This is a genomic window from Nocardioides ferulae (assembly GCF_003660455.1).
Classification (GTDB): Bacteria; Actinomycetota; Actinomycetes; order Propionibacteriales; family Nocardioidaceae; genus Nocardioides; species Nocardioides ferulae.
Window position 1 is genome coordinate 15,412 of sequence record NZ_QZVR01000005.1, and the last position, 21,405, is coordinate 36,816.

Here is a 21,405-nt window from a genome sequence, read left to right on the forward strand (position 1 = left end):
GGACCCGGGAATCCCCGTTGAGTCTTTCCCCCGCCAGTCCCCCACAGGAGCCGATCAGGGGAACGTTCCATAGGCCTCGAAATGACAGAAACCGCAGGCTGACCTGCGGTTTCTCCGGGTGGAGCCTAGGGGACTCGAACCCCTAACCCCCTGCTTGCAAAGCAGGTGCGCTACCAATTGCGCCAAGGCCCCGAGAGGGTGGGCTCAGGCGGGCCGCACCGGGTCGGTGGCCTCGGCCCAGAGGGCCTGCTCGGCCTTGCTCTCGTCGAGCTTCTTCTTCGCGACGACGGCACCGGCAGCGGCCAGGAGGAGGAGCAGGATCTTCTTCACGTCGGGCTCCCTGGGGCTCGGCGGGGCGGGGCCCCATCGGGGATCACGGGGGCGGCGCCCTCGTGGGTGCGTGGGCCTAACAGGACTTGAACCTGTGACCTCTTCCTTATCAGGGAAGCGCTCTAACCGTCTGAGCTATAGGCCCGAACTGGCTGCTGCCAGGGTCGACCAGCGACCGAGGGGGAACGTTACCGCACGGGCTCGGAGCCGGACAAAACGGGGGCGACCCCGCCACGCCTCGACGCCGAGGTGCGCGTCGGGACCTCAGTTGTCCTCGGCGAGGGTGACCTCGATGCCACCCAGCAGGGCCGCGGCCATGTTGTAGAGGAAGGCACCGAGCGTCGCGATCGCGGTCAACAGCACCACGTCGATCACCGAGACCAGCACGGTGAAGCCCAGCACCCGGGAGGTGCCGATGTAGTCCTCGACGTCGAAGCTGGAGGCGTCGTCGCCGACGATGTCGGTGACCGTCTTGTTGATCGACTCCCACACGCCCGCGGCGTCGAGCACCGACCACACCATCAGCACCGAGACGACGGTGACGATGCCCAGCGCGATCGAGAGCAGGAACGCGGTCTTCATCACCGACCACGGGTCCACCCGGGTCAGCCGCAGCCGAGCCCGGCGCGGAGGCCGCTTGTCGCCCGCCACCGCCTTCGTGGCCTGGGTCTTCGTCGGCGACGGTGCCGCCGCATTGGCCCGATGCTCTTCGCTGGCCCGACTCATCCGAGCGGCGATCCGCTCGGTGAGCGGCGGCCGGACCGCGGTCTCGTCACTGGCCGGCTCGGTGCGTCCGGGGCCTCGGGAGCCCGCTGAACGTGGGGCTGGGGTGGAGGTGGGAGGGGCGGAGCGATCCGTCATCAGCCCTCACTCTCGCCTGTCGTGTCGGGCGCGGTCGGGTCGATTGTTGCATCCGCCTCCACATCAGACGATCCGGAAGCGTCAGCGTCCACCTCGTCGGCGGCCTGGACCACCGGGTCGGTGGCGACCGCCTCGGCGACCTCGGACGCCGCCTCGGCGCTGGCCTCCTCGACCTCCTGCTCCACCTGTGCCTCGACCGAGCGGGCCACGACGGCCACCGCGTCGCCCGCCTTCGGGGTCACGAACTTCACGCCCTGGGTGGAGCGACCGGTCGGCCGGAAGTCGTCGTTGATCGGGCTGCGTACGACCTGTCCGCCCTGCGTGATGGACAGGATCTCGTCACCGTCCTCGACGATGAACGCGCCGACCAGGTGGCCGCGCTCCTCGTTGGCCAGCGTCATCGCCTTCACCCCGAGACCGCCGCGGCCGGTGATGCGGTACTCGCTGATGCGCGTGCGCTTGGCGAAGCCGCCGTCGGTGATCGAGAAGACGTACTTCGGCTTCACCTCCGCGACCTGCTCGCTGGTCGCCTCGACGTCGGCGGAGTCGGCGCTCTCCTCGGCCAGTCCGGCCGCCGCCTCCGCGGCGACCTGCGTGGCGCGGATGACCGACATCGACAGCACCGAGTCGTCGCTGCTCTTGAACTTCATGCCGGTGACGCCCGAGGTGGCCCGACCCATCGGCCGCAGCTGGGCGTCGTCGGCGCGGAACCGGATCGCCTGGCCCTTGCGCGAGACCAGCAGGATGTCGTCCTCGGCGGAGACCAGCTCGGCGCCGATCAGCTCGTCGTCGTCCTCGCGGAAGTTGATCGCGATCACGCCGGCCTGCCGCGGGCTGTTGTAGTCGGCGAGCCGGGTCTTCTTCACCAGACCGCTGCGGGTGGCGAGCACCAGGTAGGGCGCCTGGTCGTAGTCGCGGATCGCGAGCACCTGGGCGATCTGCTCGTCGGGCTGGAAGCTGAGCAGCCCGGCGACGTGCCCGCCCTTCGCGTCCCGCTGGGCCTCGGGGAGGTTGTAGGCCTTGGTGCGGTAGACGCGTCCGGCGCTGGTGAAGAACAGCAGCCAGTGGTGGTTGGTGGTCGCGATGAAGTGCTCGACGACGTCGTCGCCGCGCAACGTCGCGCCACGCACGCCCTTGCCGCCGCGCTTCTGGGTGCGGTACTGGTCGGCGCGGGTGCGCTTGGCGTAGCCGCCGCGGGTGATCGACACGACGAGGTCCTCGTCGGGGATCAGGTCCTCCATCGACAGGTCGCCGTCGGCGGCGATGATCTGAGTACGCCGCTCGTTGCCGTACTTCTCGACGATCTCGCGCAGCTCCTCGGCCACGATCCGCCGCTGCCGGGTGACGTTGGCCAGGATGTCCTCGAGGTCGGCGATCGTGCGCTCGATCTCGGCCAGCTCGTCGATGATCTTCTGACGCTCCAGCGCGGCCAGGCGGCGCAGCTGGAGGTTCAGGATCGCCATCGCCTGGATCTCGTCGATCGCCAGCAGCGCGATCAGCCCGTCCCGGGCGTCGTCGACCTCCGGGGAGCGGCGGATCAGCGCGATCACCTCGTCGAGGAGGTCCAGCGCCTTCACCAGGCCGCGCAGGATGTGGGCCCGCTCCTGGGCCTCGCGCAGGAGGTACTCGGTGCGCCGGCGGATCACGTCGACCTGGTGGGTGACCCAGTTGCTGATGAACTGGTCGATGCTCAGCGTGCGGGGGACCCCGTCGACCAGCGCCAGCATGTTCGCGCTGAAGTTGGTCTGCAGCTCGGTGTGCTTGAGCAGGTTGTTCAGCACCACCCGCGCCACCGCGTCGCGCTTGAGCACGATCACCAGCCGCTGGCCGGTGCGGTCGGAGGTGTCGTCGCGGACGTCCGAGATGCCCTGCACCTTGCCGGAGTCGGCCAGCTCGGCGATCTTCAGCGCGAGGTTGTCGGGGTTGACCATGTAGGGCAGCTCGGTGATCACCAGGCAGGTGCGGCCGCGCGCGTCCTCGTCGACCTCGATCACCGCCCGCTGGGTGATCGACCCGCGACCGGTGCGGTAGGCCTGCTCGATGCCCTGGTGGCCGACGATCAGGGCCCCGTTGGGGAAGTCGGGGCCCTTGATCCGCTCGATGAGGGCGTCCTGGAGCTCCTCGCGCGTGGCGTCGGGGTGCTCGAGCGACCAGATCGCGCCGTCGGCGACCTCGCGCAGGTTGTGCGGCGGAATGTTGGTGGCCATGCCGACCGCGATGCCGGCCGAGCCGTTCACGAGCAGGTTCGGGATGCGCGAGGGGAGGACGATCGGCTCCTGGGACCGACCGTCGTAGTTCGGCTGGAAGTCGACGGTGTCCTTGTCGATGTCGCGGACCATCTCCATGGCCAGCGGCGCCATCCGGCACTCGGTGTAACGCATGGCCGCGGCGGAGTCGTTGCCCGGCGAGCCGAAGTTGCCCTGCCCCTGGATCATCGGCGCCCGCATCACCCAGGGCTGGGCGAGCCGCACCAAGGTGTCGTAGATGGCGGTGTCGCCGTGGGGGTGGTACTGACCCATCACGTCGCCGACCACGCGCGAGCACTTGGAGAAGCCGCGGTCGGGGCGGTAGCCGCCGTCGAACATCGCGTAGAGCACCCGCCGGTGCACCGGCTTCAAGCCGTCGCGGACGTCGGGCAGCGCACGGCCGACGATGACCGCCATCGCGTAGTCGATGTAGGCCCGCTGCATGGAGGTCTGCAGCTCGACCGGCTCGATCCGGCCGCCGGGGCCGGAGGTGGGAGCGCCGCCGTCGGTGGGCGTCTCGGTCACGATTGCTCTCTCTCGTCTGTTCTGCCGGTGTCTAGCGTTCTGCCTGGATGGGGCGACCGCGTGCTGAGGACCGCCTCAGCCGGCTAGATGTCCAGGAACCGGACGTCCTTGGCGTTGCGCTGGATGAACGAGCGCCGCTGCTCGACGTCCTCGCCCATCAGGATCGAGAAGATCTCGTCGGCGTGGGCGGCGTCGTCGAGCGTGACCTGCAGCATCAGCCGCTGGTCGGGGTCCATCGTGGTCTCCCACAGCTCCTTGGCGTTCATCTCGCCCAGACCCTTGTAGCGTTGGACCGGGTTCTCCTTGGGCAGCTTCTTGCCGGCCGCGAGCCCGTCGGCCATCAGCGCGTCGCGCTCGGCGTCGGAGTAGACGAACTCGTGCTCGTGCGGCTTGTTCCAGCGCAGCCGGTACAGCGGCGGCTGGGCCATGTAGACGTGACCGTGCTCGATCAGCGGCCGCATGAACCGGAACAGCAGGGTCAGCAGCAGCGTGTTGATGTGGTGGCCGTCGACGTCGGCGTCGGCCATCAGCACCACCTTGTGGTAGCGCAGCTTGTCGAGGGTGAACTCGTCCTGGATGCCGGTGCCGAGCGCCGAGATGATGGCCTGCACCTCGGCGTTGCCGAGGACCTTGTCGATGCGCGCCTTCTCGACGTTGAGGATCTTGCCGCGGATCGGCAGGATCGCCTGGATGCGCGGGTCGCGGCCCTGCCGCGCCGAGCCGCCCGCCGAGTCGCCCTCGACGATGAAGACCTCGCACTCGGCAGGGTTGGTCGACTGGCAGTCCGACAGCTTGCCGGGCAGCCCGCCGCCGCCCAGCAGGCCCTTGCGGTTGCGGGCCAGGTCGCGCGCCTTGCGAGCCGCGATGCGTGCCGACGCCGCCGCCTGCGCCTTGCGCACGATGTCGCGCCCCTCGGCGGGGTTCTGCTCGAACCAGGCGCCGAGCTGGTCGTTGACCACCCGCTGCACGAAGCCCTTGGCCTCGGTGTTGCCGAGCTTGGTCTTGGTCTGACCCTCGAACTGCGGCTCGCCCATCTTGATCGAGATGATCGCGGTCAGGCCCTCGCGGATGTCGTCGCCCTTGACCCGGTCCTCGGGCTTCTTGATCAGGCCCCACTCCTCGCCCCAGTTGTTGACCAGGGAGGTGAGCGCCGCGCGGAAGCCCTCCTCGTGGGTGCCGCCCTCGTGGGTGTTGATCGTGTTGGCGAAGGTGTGCACCGACTCGGAGAAGGTCGTGTTCCACTGCATCGCGACCTCGAGGCTCATGTGGTTCTCGACGCCGGCCGGCGTCTCGGCCTCGAACGAGATCACGGTCGGGTTCGCCGCCTGCTTGCGGCGGTTGAGGTGCTCGACGTAGTCGACCAGGCCGCGGTCGTACTTGAACACCTGCTCCAGGCCGCCGCCCTGCGCCCGCCGGATGGCGTCCTCGCCGGTGCTGTCGACCTCGGCCGCGACCGTGTCGTCCTCGACCGCGTCGGCGATGTCGTCGGCCTGCGGCCGCTCGTCGCGGACCACGATCTCGAGACCCTTGTTGAGGAAGGCCATCTCGCGGATCCGGCTCGTGATCGTCTCGAGCGAGTAGGTGGTGGTCTCGAAGATCTCGGGCGAGGCCCAGTAGGTCACGGTGGTGCCGGTGCGCTCGCCGGGCTCCATCGGCCGCACCTGCTCGAGGTCGCCGTCGGGCACGCCGAGGCTGAAGCTCTGCCGCCACAGGTGACCGCGGTTGCGCACCTCGACGATCAGGTGGGTCGACAGCGCGTTGACCACCGAGACGCCCACGCCGTGCAGACCGCCGGAGACCTTGTAGCCGCCGCCGCCGAACTTGCCGCCGGCGTGCAGCATGGTCAGCGCCATGGTCACCGCCGGCATGTCCTGACCGGGCGCGGTGTCGGTCGGGATGCCGCGACCGTTGTCCTCGACGCTGATCGCGCCGTCCTCGGTGAGCCGCACCACGATGCGATCGCAGTGTCCGGCGAGGGCCTCGTCGACGGCGTTGTCGACGATCTCCCAGATCAGGTGGTGCAGACCGCGCTCGCCGGTCGAGCCGATGTACATGCCGGGTCGCTTGCGGACCGCCTCGAGGCCCTCGAGCACCTGGATGGCGGAGGCGTCGTACTCGACGGAGACCTCCGCCGCCGACTCCGGGGGCACTGCCGCCTCGTCGTCTGGCCGGTCGACCGCCTGGGCGTCCTGGGGCTCGGTCACACACACCTCTTCGCGACGGGCCGCCCTGGGCGGCGCGGACAGCCCGGACCGGAGGGAGCCCGGACCGGCAGACACGACACGGGCCGCCGCGACGAGGAGCCGGCGACCCGAGGGCCAGCATACCGGCCGCACGGGCCGCAGACACGTTCTGCCGGCCGTGGAGGGGGGTGTCTGTGGAGGAGAAGTCGCCGGGAGCGCCCTTCGCAGCCGGTTCAGAGCGACGACCAGGGGGTCGGATGGGTCCCCATACGACGGCCGGTCCGCCACCACGGCAGATCCGGCGACCGGATGCCGACCTCGCCCGCCGAAGCCCGTCAGCCGTAGGTGTCGCGAGGTCCGCGCCCGTCGCGCACCGATCGAGGGCCCTTCTTCCACGTGGGCAGGTGCGGGCCGACGACGTCGAGTGCGGTGACCGCGCCCGCGCCCAGCTCGTCGTTGAGACGGCGTACGACGGTCGGCGCCAGCAGGCGCAGCTGGGTCGCCCAGGCGGTGGAGTCGGTGCGCACGACCAGCCGACCGTCGGCGAACGACTCGGGCGTCGAGTGCTCGGCCACCTCCGGACCGACTAACGCGTCCCAGCGGGCGAAGACGCCGTGCACCTTGAGGTCCAGCGCCCAGCCACGCTCGGCCACGAGCCGTCCGAGCGTGGCGTCGACCAGCTGCGGATCCCGGTCGTCGGGGTGCGATCCGGTGACCCTGCCGCTCTGCTCGCGACTCTCGGTCCGGCGCCGGCGCCGGGCCGGACGGCCACCGATGCGCGCGGTGGCCCTGGTCAGCGCCCGGGCCAGATCCAAGCCGTCGTCGGCGTGGGGGGGCTCGGCATCTCCCGGGTCCGGTGCCGGCTCGGCACCGGAAGCAGGGAGGGGGAGCGGGGGCTCGCCGTCAGGGTTCACGGACCACCTCGCCGCCCCCGACCCGGAACCTGGAGCCGGCCAGGACCGCCGGGACGTCCTCGGGCACGGCCGCGGTGACCAGCACCTGCTCGGCGTCGGCCACGAGGGCGGCCAGCTGGTCGCGGCGCTCGCCGTCCAGCTCGGCGAAGACGTCGTCGAGGATCAGGATCGGGTCGTCGCCGTCGGCACGGAGGAGGTCGTAGGACGCGAGGCGCAGCGCCAGGGCGAAGGACCACGACTCGCCGTGCGAGGCGTACCCCTTCACCGGCAGCCGCGGGGAGTCGGGCCCACCGCCGAGGGTCAGCACCAACTCGTCGCGGTGCGGCCCGACGAGCGAGACCCCCCGGTCGAGCTCGTCACCGCGCCTGCGCTCGACCTCGGCGAGCAGGGCCCGACGCAGCTCCTCGGCGTCGGCCTCGGCCATCAGCTCACCGGGCAGGTCGAAGGAGGGGCGGTAGACGATCTCGGCGTCCTCGCGGGTCGCGCCGCGCGCCACGGTCTCGTAGGCCTTGCCGACGTAGGGGGCCAGTGCGTCCACCAGCGCGAGCCGCTGCGCCAGCAGCTCGCCGCCGGTGCGCGCCAGGTGGTCGTCCCAGACCTCCAGGGTGGCCAGCGCCCCCTCCCGGGAGGAGCTGCCTCGACGGGCGGCCCCCGCGGTCTTCAGCAGCGAGTTGCGCTGCCGCAGCACCCGGTCGTAGTCGGCGCGTACGCCGGCGATCCGGGGCGCGCGGAGCACGAGCAGGTCGTCGAGGAACCGGCGACGGTCCGAGGGGTCGCCCTTGACCAGTGCGAGGTCCTCGGGGGAGAAGAGCACGGTGCGCACCAGCCCGACCAGCTCGCGGGCGCGCGGCAGGGGTGACTTGTTGACGCGGGCGCGGTTCGAGCGCCCGGGGTTGACCTCGACCTCGAGGACCGCGGTCCGCCCGTCCCGCACGACGGCCGCCCGGACCACCGCCTGCTCGGCGCCGGCACGCACCAGCGCCGCGTCACCCGCCACCCGGTGCGACGCCAGGCGCGAGAGGTAGTCGACCGCCTCCACCAGGTTGGTCTTGCCCTGGCCGTTGCGGCCGACGAACGCGGTCACACCGGGCTCGAGGGCGACGTCGACACCCGCGTAGGAGCGGAAGTCGTGCAGGGTCAGGTGAGCGACGTACATGGCACGACCGCTACTCCTGCGGTGGACGGGCCGGCTGCTCCGCCGGCTCGGCGGGCCGCTCGCCGGCGCCCTCCACGGGGTTGACGTCACCGCCGACGGGTGGTGCCGTCCGCACGGCGTGGCCGCCGAACTGGTTGCGCATCGCGGCGATGGCCTTCATCGCGGGGCTCTCGTCCTGGCGGGAGGCGAATCGGGCGAACAGCGAGGACGCGATCACGTTGAGGGGGACGGCGTTGTCGATGGCGGCCTCGACGGTCCAGCGGCCCTCACCGGAGTCCTCGGCGTAGCCGGCGACCTGGTCGAGGTGCTGGTCGTCGCGCAGGGCCGCCACCAGCAGGTCGAGCAGCCAGGAGCGGATCACGGTGCCCTCGCGCCAGGAGTCGAAGACGTCGACGACGTTGTCGACCAGGTCGACCTTCTCGAGCAGCTCGAACCCCTCGGCGTAGGCCTGCATGATCGCGTACTCGATGCCGTTGTGGACCATCTTGGCGAAGTGGCCGGCTCCGGGGCGGGTGCCGGCGTGCACGAAGCCGGACTCGCCGGCGGGCTTGAGGGCGTCGAGCGCCGGCTGCACCACGGCGACGGCATCCGCGGGGCCGCCGCACATCAACGCGTAGCCGTTCTTCAGGCCCCAGACGCCGCCGGAGACGCCGCAGTCGACGAATCCGATCCCGCGGGCTCCGAGCAGCTCGGCGTGCACCTCGTCGTCGGTCCACCGGGAGTTGCCTCCGTCGACCACGACGTCACCCTCGGCCAGCAGGTCGCAGAGCTCGCGGATCACCGCTCGCGTCGGTTCGCCGGACGGGACCATCACCCAGACCGCGCGCGGACTCGGCAGTCGCTCGACCAGCTCGGCGAGCGAGGAGACGTCGGCGACGTCCTGGTTGCGGTCGTAGCCGACGACGGTGTGCCCCGCCTCGCGCAGGCGGGTGCGCATGTTCCCGCCCATCTTGCCGAGTCCGACCAGCCCGATCTGCATGCCTGCTCCCAACCTCGTCCGCGTCGTGGACCTCCACCGTAGTCAGCCGCCGGATGGGCCCGCGTCTCCTGGCGATCGGAGGGCGAGAGGCCGCCCGGTGCCGGTCAGCCCAGGAGCCGGCGCGGCATCAGCAGGTAGCGGAATCCGGGGTCGACCGAGGTGTCGTCGACCGATCCACTGATCACGACCGGCTTGGAGGCTTGGGTGAACGCGAGCTCGACCACGGGCTGGTCGATGGCGGTGAGGCCGTCGAGGAGGAACTGGGGGTTGAACCCGGTGGTGATGTCGTCGCCGTCGACCGAGGCCTCGATGGACTCCGAGGCCTGGGCCTCGTCGCCGGAGCCCGCGTCGAGGGTGAGCACGCCCTGGCTGAACGCGAGCTGGACCGCGGTGTTGCGCTCGGCCACGAGGGAGACGCGCTTGACCGACTCGACGAGGGCGGCCTTGTCGACGAGCGCGCGCGTCAGGTGCTCGGCGGGGAACAGGCTCCGGACCTTGGGGAACTCGCCGTCGAGGAGCCGGGTGGTGGTGCGCCGCAGGCCGCCGGGAGCGGTGCCCTCGAAGCCGATGATCCCTTCGCCCGATCCGCTGGCGGACAGGGCGATGGTGACCTGCTCGCCGGCGGTGAGCGACTTGGCCGTGTCGGCGAGCACCTTCGCCGGGACGAGGGCGGCGATGCTCTCGTCGGGGGTGCGCGGGTCCCACTGCAGCTCGCGGTGGGAGAGCCGGAACCGGTCCGTCGCGAGCAGCGAGATCGTGGAGCCGTCGATCTCGATGCGGACGCCGGTGAGCACCGGCAGCATGTCGTCACGCCCGGCGGCCGTGACCGCCTGGGCCACCGCGTGGGCGAAGTCGTCGCTGCGCACGGTGCCGGTGGCCGCGGGCATCTGGGGCAGCGTGGGGTAGTCCTCGACCGGCATGGTCTGCAGGCTGAATCTGGCGGAGCCGCAGGTGAGCGAGACCCGGGCGCCGTCGAGGACCATCTCGACGGGCTTGGCCGGCAGGCTGCGGCAGATGTCGGCGAGGAGCCGGCCGCTGACCAGCGCCCGGCCTTCGTCGCTGACCTCGGCGTTCAGCGTGGCTCGGGCCGAGGTCTCGTAGTCGAAGCTCGAGAGGACCAGGCCCTCGTCGGAGGCGTCGATGAGCAGACCTGCCAGGACGGGAGCGCTCGGGCGGACCGGAAGGCTGCGAGCAGCCCAGGCGACGGCATCCGCGAGCACGTCGCGGTCGACGCGGAACTTCACGATGGGGTCCTTCTGCGATTCGGGGGCAGGGACGTGTCGGGCAGGTGCTGCACACGTCTCCGGGATCGGAATCCTGCCACGCCTCGGGCTCCGGGGCATCAGGAGTGTGGTTTCGGGGTGGATCCGGGTCCGTGTTCGCCGGCCGGCGGGGCTCGGGTGGCACCCAGGGCTCGCAGGGTTATCCCCAGGTCGAGGGTCGGGAGGAAGTCCACCGAGGATCGTCCAGTGGGTAGGTCCGAGGTAGTCATAGCGTCGGTGGAAACTGTGGAGAACCTGGATCTGGCCTGCTCGCGCCGCGTGTCGGGTCGCACAGGGGCTGTGGACGGTCGATCCGAGGAATCGCCGGTGGTTGTGGAGGCGGGGTCGGCCGGTGGGCGGGCGGCGCGGTCTGTCCACAGGTGCTCCACGTCGGGGGCGAGGTGCTCCCCACCGGTTCCACAGGGGGTCGGGTACGCCGAGCAGCCGACGACGGGGCCCGGGACCGTGTGGTCCCTGGCCCCGAAGTGGTCTGGTGCAGCGGGCGCGAGCGCGCCGTCGAGGGGGGTCAGGCGACCGTCAGCGTGACCTCGATGTTGCCGCGCGTGGCGTTGGAGTAGGGGCACACCTGGTGTGCCTGGTGGACCAGGTCGAGGGCGGTGGCGTGGTCGAGCGCGGGCAGGGCGACCTCGAGCTGCACGGCGAGACCGAAGCCGCCCCCGTCGACCGAGCCGATGGACACGTCGGCGACCACCTCGGAGTCGGTGACGTCGGCGCCGGCCTTGCCGGCGACGAGCCGCAGCGCGGAGTGGAAGCAGGCCGCGTAGCCGGCGGCGAAGAGCTGCTCGGGGTTGGTCGCGCCGCCGGGGCCGCCCAGCTCGGGCGGGGTGCGGACCTCGGTGTCGACGAAGCCGTCGGTGCTGCGGACGTGGCCGTTGCGTCCGTCGCCGGTGGCGACGGCGGAGGCGGTGTAGAGAGGTGTCATGCACGCAATCATATTGTGCACAATTAAAAGAGGCAACAGATGAGTGCGTAGGCTGGAGCCGTGGCGCCGGAGCGATACCCCCAACTCGAGCTCGACTCGCAGCTGTGCTTCCCGCTCTATGCGGCCTCTCGCGCGGTCACCCGGCGCTACGCCGACCTGCTCGGCGAGGTGGGGCTCACCTATCCCCAGTACCTCGCGCTGCTGGGGCTCTGGTCGGCGTCCGCGCCGCTGACCGTCGGCGAGCTGGGGGCCCGGCTGTCGCTGGACTCGGGGACCCTGACGCCGGTCCTGAAGCGGCTCGAGGGGGCGGGCTGGGTGAGCAGGAGGCGCGACCCCGAGGACGAGCGTCGGGTCCTGGTGGAGCCCACTGCTGAGGGCTGGGCGCTGCGCGAGCGAGTGGCCGACGTGCCGCAGCGACTGGTCGAGGGGATGGGGCTGGACGTGGCGGAGCTGGTCCAGCTCCGCCAGTTGCTGGACCGGCTCCGGACCGCGCTGGGCTGAGCACGCTGGCCGAAGGGGCTTGCGAGCCCTCCCGGCGGTCGAGCCGGGTGGGCTCGGTGGTCGACCTGCCGAGACCCTCAGCCCTGGCGGGCCTGCATCTTGACCCGGTTGGTCAGCTCGCTCACCTGGTTGAACACCGCGCGCCTCTCGGCGAGGAGCTGGTTGATCTTCCGGTCGGCGTACATCACGGTCGTGTGGTCGCGGTTGCCGAACTGCGCGCCGATCTTGGGCAGCGACAGATCGGTGAGCTCCCGGCAGAGGTACATCGCGATCTGGCGGGCCATGACCAGGTGCCGGCCGCGGCTGGGCCCGGTGAGCTCCTCGATGGAGAGCCCGAAGTAGGCGGCGGTCTGGGCGATGATGAGCGCGGCGGTGATCTCGGGCTCGCCGCCCTCGGGAATCAGGTCCTTGAGCACGATCTCCGCCAGGGTCATGTCGACCTCCTGGCGGTTGAGGTTCGCGAACGCGGTGACCCGGATCAGTGCTCCCTCGAGCTCACGGATGTTGGTCTGGATCTTGGAGGCGATGAACTCCAGCACGTCCGGGGGTGCGGTGAGCCGGTCCATCGCGGCCTTCTTGCGCAGGATGGCGATCCGGGTCTCGAGGTCGGGGGGCTGGACGTCGGTGATGAGTCCCCACTCGAAGCGGTTGCGCAAGCGGTCCTCGAGGGCCTCGAGACGTTTGGGGGCCCGGTCGGAGGTCAGCACGATCTGCTTGTTGGCGTTGTGCAGCGTGTTGAAGGTGTGGAAGAACTCCTCCTGGGTCTGGGTCTTGCCCTCCAGGAACTGGATGTCGTCGATCAACAGCACGTCGACGTCGCGGTAGCGGCGCTTGAAGCGGTCCTGGCGGTCGTCGCGGATCGCGTTGATGAACTCGTTGGTGAACTCCTCGCTCGACACGTAGCGCACCTTCGCGCCGGTGTAGAGGCTGCGGACGTAGTGGCCGATGGCGTGCAGCAGGTGGGTCTTGCCCAAGCCGGAGTCGCCGTAGACGAGGAGCGGGTTGTAGGCCTTGCCCGGGGCCTCGGCGACCGCGACCGCTGCCGCGTGCGGGAAGCGGTTGGAGGACCCGATGACGAAGGTCTCGAAGGTGTACTTCGGGTTCAGCCGCGCCTCGAGGGCGGTGGGCCGGCTCTCGGCGCGCCCGGCCATGGGCAGCACCGGCGCGTTCGGCGACCCGCTGTCACCGGCGGTCCGGAGGCCGTCGCCGTGGTGCTCGGTGGGGTGGGTGCCCGGTTCCGGCCGGTCGTCGCGGACCAGATCGATGTCGACTGGTTGATGTGTCGACATGTCGTCGTGTGGATTTGTCGACACGCCGTCGGTGTCGGCGCTGTGCTCGAGCGCGGGGTTGACCGTCACCGCGATCCGGATCTCTCGACCGAAGGCCACGGTGAGCGCGTCTTCGAGTTGGCCGCGCAGCCGCCCTTCGAGCTGACCCCGGGTGAAGTCGTTGGGGACCGCGATGATCGCCGTCGACTCGTGGAGGGTGACCGGATCGCTGGCTCGGAGCCAGGCACGCTGGTGGGCCTGGAGGTCGGCCACCACCCCTCGCCAGGCCTCGTGCAGGTCGATGGTGTGCTCCACGGGTTCCGATTCCCTTCGTCGTCCGGCGCACCGGCCGAACCGGTGAGTGGTTGTCTCCACAGGTTTGTCCACAGGGTGTGAACACGTGTCGGATCTTGTGGAGAACTCGTTGCCGAGTCCATCCGCCTGGCGCCTCGGCGTGCCGTCCTCGCAGGTCAGGCAGCACGTGTTGGCCGGTGTGCGTCGACTGCCGAGGGAGCGACAGACCAGGTTCTGCCGGGCGGTGGCGGGGAACCTCGGAGACCTGAACGTAGTCCGGTCCGGACCCTCCTGCAAGCAGTTCTCCACAGGTCGCAGGTATCGTCGCATGCAGCGGGTCATCGGAGTGCATCCGGTGCTCTCGTCCGGTTTGACCCTGTGGAATACCACCGCGTACCGTTGGCCGGTCCCCGGTGTCGACCGGTGCCGCATGCCCACGGGAAGCCCGCGGGTGGGCGGTGCCAGTTGAACTGCCTGTTTTTCGCCCCAGCGCAGCCAGCGCCACGGGGCTGGCGCCGCCGATCCACCGGACCCGACCCACCACCGAAGGAAACAGAGCTGTGAGCAAGCGTACGTACCAGCCGAACAACCGTCGTCGCCACAAGGTGCACGGTTTCCGTCTGCGCATGCGCACCCGTGCCGGTCGCGCGATCTTGAACTCGCGCCGCCGCAAGGGCCGCAAGAGCCTGACGGTCTGAGCCACGGCTCGCTGACCGGAGCCGGCGTGCTGCCCGCGTCCTCCCGTCTGGTCGACTCCGCGTCGTTTCGGGAGGCGGTTCGGCAGGGTCGCCGCTCCGGGTCACGGACCCTGGTGGTGCACCTGGTCGCTCCCACGCCCGGGGCCGCTCCGCCGCAGGTCGGGTTCGTGGTCAGCCGTGCCGTCGGCAACGCAGTCGTCCGGAATCGTGTGAAGCGCCGCCTCCGCCACCTGGCCCGGGAGCACGTCTCGTCGCTCCCGGGCTCTGCTGTGCTCGTGGTCCGGGCGTTGCCTGCGTCGGCGACGGCCAGCTACGAACGCCTCGGGGCCGACCTCGGGCACTGCCTGGACCGGGTCCTCTCCCCCTCGGCAGACTCGGCGGCCCCTCGCTCGCGGTGCGCTCGATGAAGTACCTCCTGATCGGCTTCCTGCGTGCCTACCGGACGCTGATCAGCCCGCTTTACGGCCAGGTGTGCCGCTACCACCCGTCGTGCTCCGCCTACGCGCTGGACGCCGTACGGGAGCACGGCAGCGCGCGGGGCAGCTGGCTCGCGGCGCGGCGGGTCGCGCGGTGCCACCCCTGGGCCGAGGGCGGCTACGACCCTGTCCCCCCGCGTGTGAGCGCGGGCCATTCCTCCCCCAACACCCGGCAAGGAGCCTGATCCGTGGGCATCTTCGGCGACATCGGCAACCTGATCATGACGCCGCTGTACTACGCGATCTCGGCGGTCCTGGTCGGGTGGCACAAGCTGTTCAGCCTCTTCCTCGACAAGGACGGCGGTCTTGCCTGGGCGCTGTCGATCGTCGGCCTGACCTTGGTCATCCGGGCCGCGCTGATCCCGCTGTTCGTCAAGCAGATCAAGTCCAGTCGCAACATGCAGCTGATCCAGCCCAAGGTTAAGGAGCTGCAGAAGAAGTACGGGCACGACCGGGAGCGTCTCGCTCAGGAGACGATGAAGCTCTACAAGGAGACGGGCACCAACCCGTTCGCCTCGTGCCTGCCGATCCTGCTGCAGATGCCCATCTTCCTGGCCCTGTTCCGGCTGCTCGATCAGGCGGCCGACGGCAAGGGCCACGGTGTGCTCACCACCTCGCTGGCCAAGAGCTTCGGCTCCTCGGAGCTGGGCGGCGCGATCCCGCTGGCGGCGACCTTCCTCAAGGCGGACGGCTCCGGCACGGTGATGTCCTTCGCCGCGCTGCTGGTGGTCGCGATGACGATCACGACGTTCACCACCCAGCGCCAGTTGATGGCCAAGAACATGCCGGCCGATGCGCTGAGTGGTCCCTACGCCCAGCAGCAGAAGCTGCTGCTCTACGTGCTCCCCGTGGTCTTCGCGGTCGGCGGCATCGCGTTCCCGATTGGTGTGCTCCTCTACTGGACCACGTCGAACCTGTGGACCATGGGCCAGCAGTTCTACGTCATCCGGAACAACCCGGCGCCCGGGACCCCGGCGGCGAAGGCCAAGGAGGAGCGCGACCGGCACCGCGCGGAGCGCAAGGGGATCGCCGTCGTCACGGACCAGCCCGCGCCTGCCTCGGAGCCGGAGGGTCCCGCCCGGCCGGCGCCGCGCCAGCAGCCCAAGAAGCAGACCCGATCCCAACGCAAGCAGGGCGGCGGTCGGCCGACCGCCGCCGCGCCGCGTACACCGAAGCCGCCCAGCAGCAAGCCCGGCAACAAGGGGAAGAAGAAGTGAGCGACGACAACGTGCAGTCCGACACGTCCGCTGATCTCGAGACCACGTCATCGGCACCGGCCGAGGACGAGCCCAGCACCGCAGGCTCGCGAGCGGACCGGGTGCGGGAGCTCGAGCGGGAGGGCGACATCGCGGCGGACTACCTCGAGGAGCTGCTGGACATCGCCGACCTCGACGGTGACCTGGACATGGACGTCGAGGGCGACCGGGCCGCAGTCTCGATCGTGGGCGCGGACCTCAGCCAGTTGGTCGGCGAGCGTGGGGAGGTCCTCGACGCGCTGCAAGAGCTGACCCGACTGGCGGTCTACCGCGAGACCGGCGTGCGCTCCCGGCTGATGCTCGACGTCTCCGGCCACCGGGCCGAGCGGCGGCGTCGCCTGGAGGCTCTGGCCGCCGAATGCGTGGCGAAGGTCAAGGAGGCCGGGGCTCCGCTGGCGCTCGACGCGATGACGCCCTTCGAGCGCAAGGTGGTGCACGATGCCGTGGCCGAGGCCGGTCTCACCTCGGAGTCCGAGGGCGTCGAGCCGCGCCGCCACGTCGTGATCCTGCCGGACTGACGATGTCCGGCGCTGACGCCGACGGCGGCTGCGATGTTTCACGTGAAACCGCATTACCGTCGCCGCCGGCTGCGGCAACCTCGCTCTTCCGGGAGGAGCGGCTGCAGCTGGCGCAGCGGTACGCCGAGGCATTGGCCGGCCCAGGGGTGGTTCGGGGCCTGATCGGTCCCCGCGAGGTCGGTCGGCTGTGGGAGCGACACCTGCTCAACTGCGCAGCTTTGGGGGAACTGCTACCCGAGAACGCGACGGTCGCCGACGTGGGATCGGGGGCTGGTCTGCCCGGCCTCGTGCTCGCCATCGCCCGGCCGGATCTGCGGATCACCCTGGTCGAGCCACTGCTGCGGCGCACGACCTTCCTGGAAGAGGTCGTGGACGAGCTCACGCTTCCCAACGTCGAGTTGGTGCGTGCGCGCGCCGAGGCCCTGCACGGCGAGCGCTCCTTCGACGTCGTCACCTCCCGGGCGGTGGCCCCGTTGGGTCGACTGCTCGAATGGTCGATGCCCCTGGTCTCCGCGGGTGGCTCGCTGGTTGCGATGAAGGGCTCCTCGGTGGAGGGCGAGATCCAGGACGCTGCGGCGACGCTGACGGCGCTCGGGTGCCACACCCCGATCGTGCGTCGCTGCGGCGCGGAGGTGCTCGACCCACCGACGCTGGCGGTGGTGGTTTCCTGGGCCGACCCCGAGCGAGTATCTTGGCAGGCTGCCGCAGGGCGCGGTGATGACGGCGGTCAGCGAGGCCGCTCCGGCCGGCCGGGGCGTGAGCGTTCGCGGCGTCGGCGATGAGTCGGTCCGAAGGAGTCAGGGTCGTCTCGCCCCGGACCATCCCCAGAGTTATCCACCGATAGTCGGCGGCCCCGTGAGCGTGCTCGTCCACAGATCCGATCAAGTTCTCCACAGGAGGCGACGTGCCAGAGCCTGACGTTTCACGTGAAACGACGAAGGCTGACCTCGATGTTTCACGTGAAACCGGGGATCCGTCGCAGGCGACCGGGGGGCCGGTGGCCTCCGCCGGATTCCGGGTCCGGACGGCGGCAGACGTCGCAGAGTTCGCCACCCCGCTCGATGACGAGACGACCCCACTGGCTCGAGCGGCCGAGCACAGCATCCTCGCCCGAACCCAGGGTGCCCGGCGATCCGGTCTTCCCCGGCCCGACGCCACCAGGGTCTTCGTCGTGGCCAACCAGAAGGGCGGCGTCGGCAAGACCACCTCGACGGTCAACGTCGCCGCTGCTCTGGCCCAGCTGGGACAGCGGGTGCTGGTCATCGACCTCGACCCCCAGGGCAACGCCTCGACGGCGCTGAGCGTCGAGCACCACCGGGGGACCCCGTCGACCTACGACGCCCTGGTCGAGGGCGTCCCGCTGGCCGAGGTGGTTGCCCCCTCGCCGGAGATCGACGGCCTGTTCGTGGTGCCGGCCACCATCGACCTGGCGGGAGCGGAGATCGAGTTGGTGAGCGTGGTGGCACGCGAGAGCCGCCTCCAGAAGGCGATCGCCGGTCATCCCCTGGTCGGCAGCGCGGAGCGAGCCGGCGAGGAGCGCTACGACTACGTGCTCGTCGACTGTCCGCCGTCTCTGGGGCTGCTGACGCTGAACGCCCTGGTGGCCGGAGACGAGATGCTGATCCCGATCCAGGCCGAGTACTACGCGCTCGAGGGGCTCGGGCAGCTGCTCGAGACCGTCGAGATGGTTCGCGCCCACCTCAACCCGGATCTGGAGGTCTCCACCATCCTGGTCACGATGTACGACGCACGCACCCGGCTGGCCGCCGGAGTCGCCGAGGAGGTGCGTGAGCACTTCGGGGAGCGCGTGTTGAAGACGTCGATCCCGCGCTCGGTCCGGGTCTCGGAGGCCCCTTCCTACGGGCAGACCGTGATGACCTACGATCCGGGCTCCCCGGGGGCGCTGAGCTATCTGGAGGCCGCCCGCGAGATCGCCCTGAAGGGAGTACGCGCGTGAGCAGCCCCCGCCCGCAGCAGCGCCGCGGCCTCGGCCGCGGCCTCGGCTCGCTGATCCCGACGGCGCCACCGGCCGCGGCGCCGATCGACGGGCCGGCTTCTGGTCCCGAGCTCGAGAGCGACCGTGACGTCGCGTCGGTGGGCCGGGCGGAGGGAACGGCCGGTGACCCACCCTCGGCGCCGACGGCCGGCCCGGAGCTCGCTGTCGTCGAAGGCGCCTACTTCGCCGAGATCCCCGTCGAGCAGATCACGCCGAACCGGGTGCAGCCCCGGCAGGTCTTCGACGAGGAGGCGATGGCCGAGCTGGTGCACTCGATCCGCGAGGTGGGCCTGTTGCAGCCCGTGGTGGTGCGCCGTACCGGGCCGGACGCCTACGAGCTGGTGATGGGAGAGCGCCGGTGGCGCGCCTCCCGACAGGCGGAGCTGACGCGGATCCCGGCCATCGTCCGGGAGACCGACGACACGGACATGCTCCGTGACGCACTGCTGGAGAACCTGCACCGCTCGCAGCTGAACCCGTTGGAGGAGGCATCCGCCTACGCGCAGCTGCTGGAGGACTTCGGCTGCACCCACGACGAGCTGGCATCCCGCATCGGCCGCTCCCGGCCCCAGATCAGCAACACCCTGCGGCTACTCAAGCTCGGACCGGCGGTGCAGCGCAGGGTCGCGGCCGGCGTGCTGTCGGCCGGTCATGCGCGCGCCCTGTTGGCGGTCGCCGACCCGCAGCAGCAGGACCGGTTGGCGCAGCGGGTCGTGTCGGAGGGCATCAGCGTGCGTGGTCTCGAGGAGATCGTCGCGGTCGGCGAGGAGCCGGAGGGCAGACCGAAGCCGCCTCGGCGACGGCCGAGCGCGCCGGGTCTGGTCGAGATCGCCGACCGGCTCTCGGACAGGTTCGAGACGCGGGTCAAGGTCGACCTGGGCCGCAGCAAAGGCAAGATCACCGTCGAGTTCGCCACGCTGGACGACCTGCAGCGAATCATCGAGATCATGGATCCGCGCAACCGGTCCGATCGACCCATCTGAGGGAGCCGCGGGTAGCGATAGGGCGCTTTGTCGACTTATTGCTATGGCGAGGAAGCGACGTATCGACGTCATGCCTGCCACACCAGTCACACCGGAGGGCCGAACCCTCGCTCGGCGCTGAAGCATGGCACGAGCGAGCGAGGGTTACCCCGCCCAGGCGGTGAAACCCTCGCGTGAACCCCGACTCAGCCGCGCTGCTTGGCAGCCCGGCGCCGGGCGCGCTCCTCGCGCTCCTCGGCGTCGAGCCGGGCCGCCTCCTCCAGCGTGGGGGCGGAGCCGCCGTAGCGGGCCGGGAGCCACCACGAGCCCGGCGGCTGCTCCTCGGGCGGGTGGCTGCGGATCGTCTCGTCGAGCATCGACGACATCACCCGGTGCAGCTCGGCGGTCTCGGCGACGGGGTCCTCGCCGGAGGGCCGCATCGGGGTGCCGACGGTGATCGAGATCGTGCGGCCGCGGCTGAAGTCCTTGGGGTGGTCCTTGGTGAGCATCCGCTGCGTGCCCCAGAGCACGATCGGCACGATCGGGACCCCGGCCTCGGCCGCGATCCGCACCGCGCCGGTCTTGAACTCCTTGAGCTCCATCGCGCGCGAGATCGTGGCCTCGGGGAAGATGCCCACGGCCTCACCGGCACGCAGATAGTCGACCGCCTTGCGGTACGACGCGAGCCCCTCGCCGCGATCGACCTCGATGTGGTGCATGGAGCGCATCACCGGTCCGCCGACCGGGTGGTCGAAGATCTCACGCTTGGCCATGAACCGCACCAGGCGCCCGGAGGGGTTGGCGCCCAGGCCGCCGTAGACGAAGTCGGCGTAGCCGATGTGGTTGCACGCGATCAGCACGCCGCCGTGCCGCGGCACGTTCTCGGTGCCGGTCATCTTGAAGCGCTGGCCCAGCATCCGGAAGGTCAGCTTGCAGGTGCCGATGATCGGCGGATAGGTGATGTCGCGCATTGGCTCAGCCTGCCACGGGGCCGGGCGCGGCCTCCGGCGAGGTCGGCCGGGCGAGCGCCGCCTGCACCAGCGAGGCACACACCTTGCCGAGGTCGAGACCGGCAGCCGAGATCGCGAGCGGCACGGTGGAGGTCTCGGTGAACCCGGGAGCGGAGTTGACCTCGAGGAACCAGACCCGGCCGTCCCCGTCGATGATGAGGTCCGAACGGGAGACGTCGCGCAGCCCCAGGGCGGTGTGCGCGGTGAGGGCCACCCGGGCGACCTCCTCGGTCAGCTCCGGGGACAACGGCGCCGGCACGGTGAACTCGGTGGCACCTGCGGTGTAGCGGGCGGTGTAGTCGTAGACACCCCCGTCGGGGGAGATCAGCACCGCGGGCAGGGCGCGCGGGCCGGACCCGTCGTCGATCACCGGGACCGCCACCTCGCGGCCCACCACGAACTGCTCGATCAGCGCGACATCCCCGTAGGCGAAGGCGCCGACCATGGCCGCAGGCAGCTCCTCGGCGGTGCGGACGACGGCGGCACCCAGCGCCGACCCGCTCTGCGTGGGCTTGACCATCAGCGGCAGCCCCAGGCGAGCGACCAGAGCGGCCATCACCTCCGAGGCGCCGAGCTCGCGGAAGGTCTGCGCCGGCAGACAGACCGACTCGGGCGTGAGCAGCCCCGCCCGCGTGGCGACGGTCTTCGCCACCGGCTTGTCGAAGGCCACCCGGCACGCAGCCGGCCGGGCGCCGACGTAGGGCACGTCGAAGAGCTCGAGCACTTCGCGGATGGCGCCGTCCTCTCCGGTCTCGCCGTGCAGCATCGGCACGACGCAGGAGGGGCGCTCCTCGCGCAACAGGGCGAGCAGGGCGGTGTCGGCGTCGCGCTCGACCACCTCGAGCCCGGCGCCGCGCATCGCCTCGGCGACGCGGCGCCCCGAACGCAGCGAGACGTCTCGCTCGTGGGAGAGGCCTCCGGCGAGGACCAAGACCGGGGCCGGCCGGGCTCCGCCTGTGTTCTGCTGGCTGCTGGCTGCCACGAGTCTCCTCCGGGGCTGGGGCGTCTGGTGGGGGCCAGACGGTCG

Annotated in this window: 20 protein-coding genes, 2 tRNA genes and 1 pseudogene; 9 read left to right on the forward strand and 14 right to left on the reverse strand. The window is 70.8% G+C overall.

Annotated elements, in window-relative coordinates:
• Positions 1 to 119: 119 nt before the first annotated feature.
• The 11 genes and pseudogenes from D6B71_RS08360 to D6B71_RS08405 form a co-directional block, all read right to left on the reverse strand.
• Positions 120 to 192 (reverse strand) — tRNA-Ala (locus D6B71_RS08360).
• Positions 193 to 204: 12 nt separating this feature from the next.
• Positions 205 to 330 (reverse strand): DLW-39 family protein, encoded by a 126-nt coding sequence (locus D6B71_RS23425; RefSeq protein ID WP_240641217.1) that lies wholly within the window; start codon positions 328 to 330, stop codon positions 205 to 207.
• Between the two features lie 71 nt (positions 331 to 401).
• Positions 402 to 475: transfer RNA gene (locus tag D6B71_RS08365), tRNA-Ile, on the reverse strand.
• Between the two features lie 119 nt (positions 476 to 594).
• Positions 595 to 1,056 (reverse strand): DUF3566 domain-containing protein, encoded by a 462-nt coding sequence (locus D6B71_RS08370; protein WP_240641218.1) that lies wholly within the window; start codon positions 1,054 to 1,056, stop codon positions 595 to 597.
• Between the two features lie 134 nt (positions 1,057 to 1,190).
• The gene (gene gyrA, locus D6B71_RS08375) at positions 1,191 to 3,881 is read right to left on the reverse strand and encodes a DNA gyrase subunit A (RefSeq protein ID WP_240641277.1); all 2,691 of its coding nucleotides are present in this window, start codon (positions 3,879 to 3,881) and stop codon (positions 1,191 to 1,193) included.
• 164 nt (positions 3,882 to 4,045) lie between these two features.
• The gene (gene gyrB / locus D6B71_RS08380; RefSeq protein ID WP_276310992.1) at positions 4,046 to 6,166 is read right to left on the reverse strand and encodes a DNA topoisomerase (ATP-hydrolyzing) subunit B; all 2,121 of its coding nucleotides are present in this window, start codon (positions 6,164 to 6,166) and stop codon (positions 4,046 to 4,048) included.
• Positions 6,167 to 6,480: 314 nt separating this feature from the next.
• The gene (locus tag D6B71_RS08385) at positions 6,481 to 7,059 is read right to left on the reverse strand and encodes a DciA family protein (protein ID WP_121253975.1); all 579 of its coding nucleotides are present in this window, start codon (positions 7,057 to 7,059) and stop codon (positions 6,481 to 6,483) included.
• Entirely contained in the window at positions 7,049 to 8,215 is a 1,167-nt protein-coding gene (recF, locus tag D6B71_RS08390) for a DNA replication/repair protein RecF (protein WP_121253977.1), read from the reverse strand. Before recF ends, D6B71_RS08385 begins: the two co-directional genes overlap by 11 nt.
• Before the next feature lie 10 nt (positions 8,216 to 8,225).
• Positions 8,226 to 9,218: pseudogene (gene gnd, locus D6B71_RS08395) on the reverse strand (phosphogluconate dehydrogenase (NAD(+)-dependent, decarboxylating)); the annotation flags it as partial.
• A gap of 80 nt (positions 9,219 to 9,298) precedes the next feature.
• A complete protein-coding gene (dnaN, locus tag D6B71_RS08400) occupies positions 9,299 to 10,438 on the reverse strand; it encodes a DNA polymerase III subunit beta (protein WP_121253981.1) in 1,140 nt (379 codons plus the stop codon).
• Between the two features lie 544 nt (positions 10,439 to 10,982).
• Entirely contained in the window at positions 10,983 to 11,399 is a 417-nt protein-coding gene (locus D6B71_RS08405; RefSeq protein ID WP_121253983.1) for an organic hydroperoxide resistance protein, read from the reverse strand.
• 60 nt (positions 11,400 to 11,459) lie between these two features.
• On the opposite strand from D6B71_RS08405, the gene D6B71_RS08410 reads away from it, so the two are divergent.
• Positions 11,460 to 11,900, forward strand: a complete 441-nt coding sequence (locus tag D6B71_RS08410; protein ID WP_121253985.1) for a MarR family winged helix-turn-helix transcriptional regulator — start codon at positions 11,460 to 11,462, stop codon at positions 11,898 to 11,900.
• A 77-nt stretch (positions 11,901 to 11,977) separates the two neighbouring features.
• Here D6B71_RS08410 and dnaA read toward each other — a convergent pair whose 3' ends face one another.
• Entirely contained in the window at positions 11,978 to 13,483 is a 1,506-nt protein-coding gene (gene dnaA / locus D6B71_RS08415) for a chromosomal replication initiator protein DnaA (RefSeq protein WP_121253987.1), read from the reverse strand.
• A 539-nt stretch (positions 13,484 to 14,022) separates the two neighbouring features.
• Between dnaA and rpmH the strand changes: the two genes are divergently transcribed.
• The 8 genes from rpmH (at position 14,023) to D6B71_RS08455 (ending at position 19,389) form a co-directional block, all read left to right on the forward strand.
• Positions 14,023 to 14,160, forward strand: coding sequence for a 50S ribosomal protein L34 (gene rpmH, locus D6B71_RS08420; protein WP_121253988.1), 138 nt, complete (start codon positions 14,023 to 14,025; stop codon positions 14,158 to 14,160).
• Between the two features lie 26 nt (positions 14,161 to 14,186).
• Positions 14,187 to 14,567, forward strand: a complete 381-nt coding sequence (rnpA, locus tag D6B71_RS08425) for a ribonuclease P protein component (protein WP_121253990.1) — start codon at positions 14,187 to 14,189, stop codon at positions 14,565 to 14,567.
• Entirely contained in the window at positions 14,564 to 14,821 is a 258-nt protein-coding gene (gene yidD / locus D6B71_RS08430; RefSeq protein WP_121253991.1) for a membrane protein insertion efficiency factor YidD, read from the forward strand. Before rnpA ends, yidD begins: the two co-directional genes overlap by 4 nt.
• 3 nt (positions 14,822 to 14,824) lie before the next feature.
• Positions 14,825 to 15,853 (forward strand): membrane protein insertase YidC, encoded by a 1,029-nt coding sequence (gene yidC, locus D6B71_RS08435; protein ID WP_121253993.1) that lies wholly within the window; start codon positions 14,825 to 14,827, stop codon positions 15,851 to 15,853.
• On the forward strand, positions 15,850 to 16,410 hold the full coding sequence (locus D6B71_RS08440; RefSeq protein ID WP_206051637.1) for a R3H domain-containing nucleic acid-binding protein: 561 nt from the start codon (positions 15,850 to 15,852) through the stop codon (positions 16,408 to 16,410). Before yidC ends, D6B71_RS08440 begins: the two co-directional genes overlap by 4 nt.
• 2 nt (positions 16,411 to 16,412) lie before the next feature.
• Positions 16,413 to 17,192, forward strand: a complete 780-nt coding sequence (gene rsmG, locus D6B71_RS08445; RefSeq protein ID WP_121253995.1) for a 16S rRNA (guanine(527)-N(7))-methyltransferase RsmG — start codon at positions 16,413 to 16,415, stop codon at positions 17,190 to 17,192.
• A gap of 215 nt (positions 17,193 to 17,407) precedes the next feature.
• Entirely contained in the window at positions 17,408 to 18,367 is a 960-nt protein-coding gene (locus D6B71_RS08450; RefSeq protein WP_126688211.1) for a ParA family protein, read from the forward strand.
• The gene (locus D6B71_RS08455; protein ID WP_121253999.1) at positions 18,364 to 19,389 is read left to right on the forward strand and encodes a ParB/RepB/Spo0J family partition protein; all 1,026 of its coding nucleotides are present in this window, start codon (positions 18,364 to 18,366) and stop codon (positions 19,387 to 19,389) included. The genes D6B71_RS08450 and D6B71_RS08455 overlap by 4 nt, the downstream gene beginning before the upstream one ends.
• 185 nt (positions 19,390 to 19,574) lie before the next feature.
• Here D6B71_RS08455 and D6B71_RS08460 read toward each other — a convergent pair whose 3' ends face one another.
• Both D6B71_RS08460 and D6B71_RS08465 read right to left on the reverse strand, forming a co-directional pair.
• Positions 19,575 to 20,339 carry a lysophospholipid acyltransferase family protein gene (locus tag D6B71_RS08460; protein ID WP_121254001.1) on the reverse strand — a complete coding sequence of 255 codons (765 nt, stop codon included), beginning with the start codon at positions 20,337 to 20,339 and terminating at the stop codon, positions 19,575 to 19,577.
• Positions 20,340 to 20,343: 4 nt separating this feature from the next.
• A complete protein-coding gene (locus D6B71_RS08465; protein WP_121254002.1) occupies positions 20,344 to 21,360 on the reverse strand; it encodes a D-alanine--D-alanine ligase family protein in 1,017 nt (338 codons plus the stop codon).
• Positions 21,361 to 21,405: the final 45 nt, after the last annotated feature.

Coding starts and splice junctions, on each gene's coding strand:
- recF (WP_121253977.1), bottom strand. CDS start 8,215: ATGTACGTCGCTCACCTGACCCTGCACGACTTCCGCTCCTACGCGGGT.
- gyrA (WP_240641277.1), bottom strand. CDS start 3,881: ATGCAGCGGGCCTACATCGACTACGCGATGGCGGTCATCGTCGGCCGT.
- yidD (WP_121253991.1), top strand. CDS start 14,564: ATGAAGTACCTCCTGATCGGCTTCCTGCGTGCCTACCGGACGCTGATC.
- D6B71_RS08460 (WP_121254001.1), bottom strand. CDS start 20,339: ATGCGCGACATCACCTATCCGCCGATCATCGGCACCTGCAAGCTGACC.
- D6B71_RS08370 (WP_240641218.1), bottom strand. CDS start 1,056: ATGAGTCGGGCCAGCGAAGAGCATCGGGCCAATGCGGCGGCACCGTCG.
- D6B71_RS08405 (WP_121253983.1), bottom strand. CDS start 11,399: ATGACACCTCTCTACACCGCCTCCGCCGTCGCCACCGGCGACGGACGC.
- rsmG (WP_121253995.1), top strand. CDS start 16,413: ATGTCCGGCGCTGACGCCGACGGCGGCTGCGATGTTTCACGTGAAACC.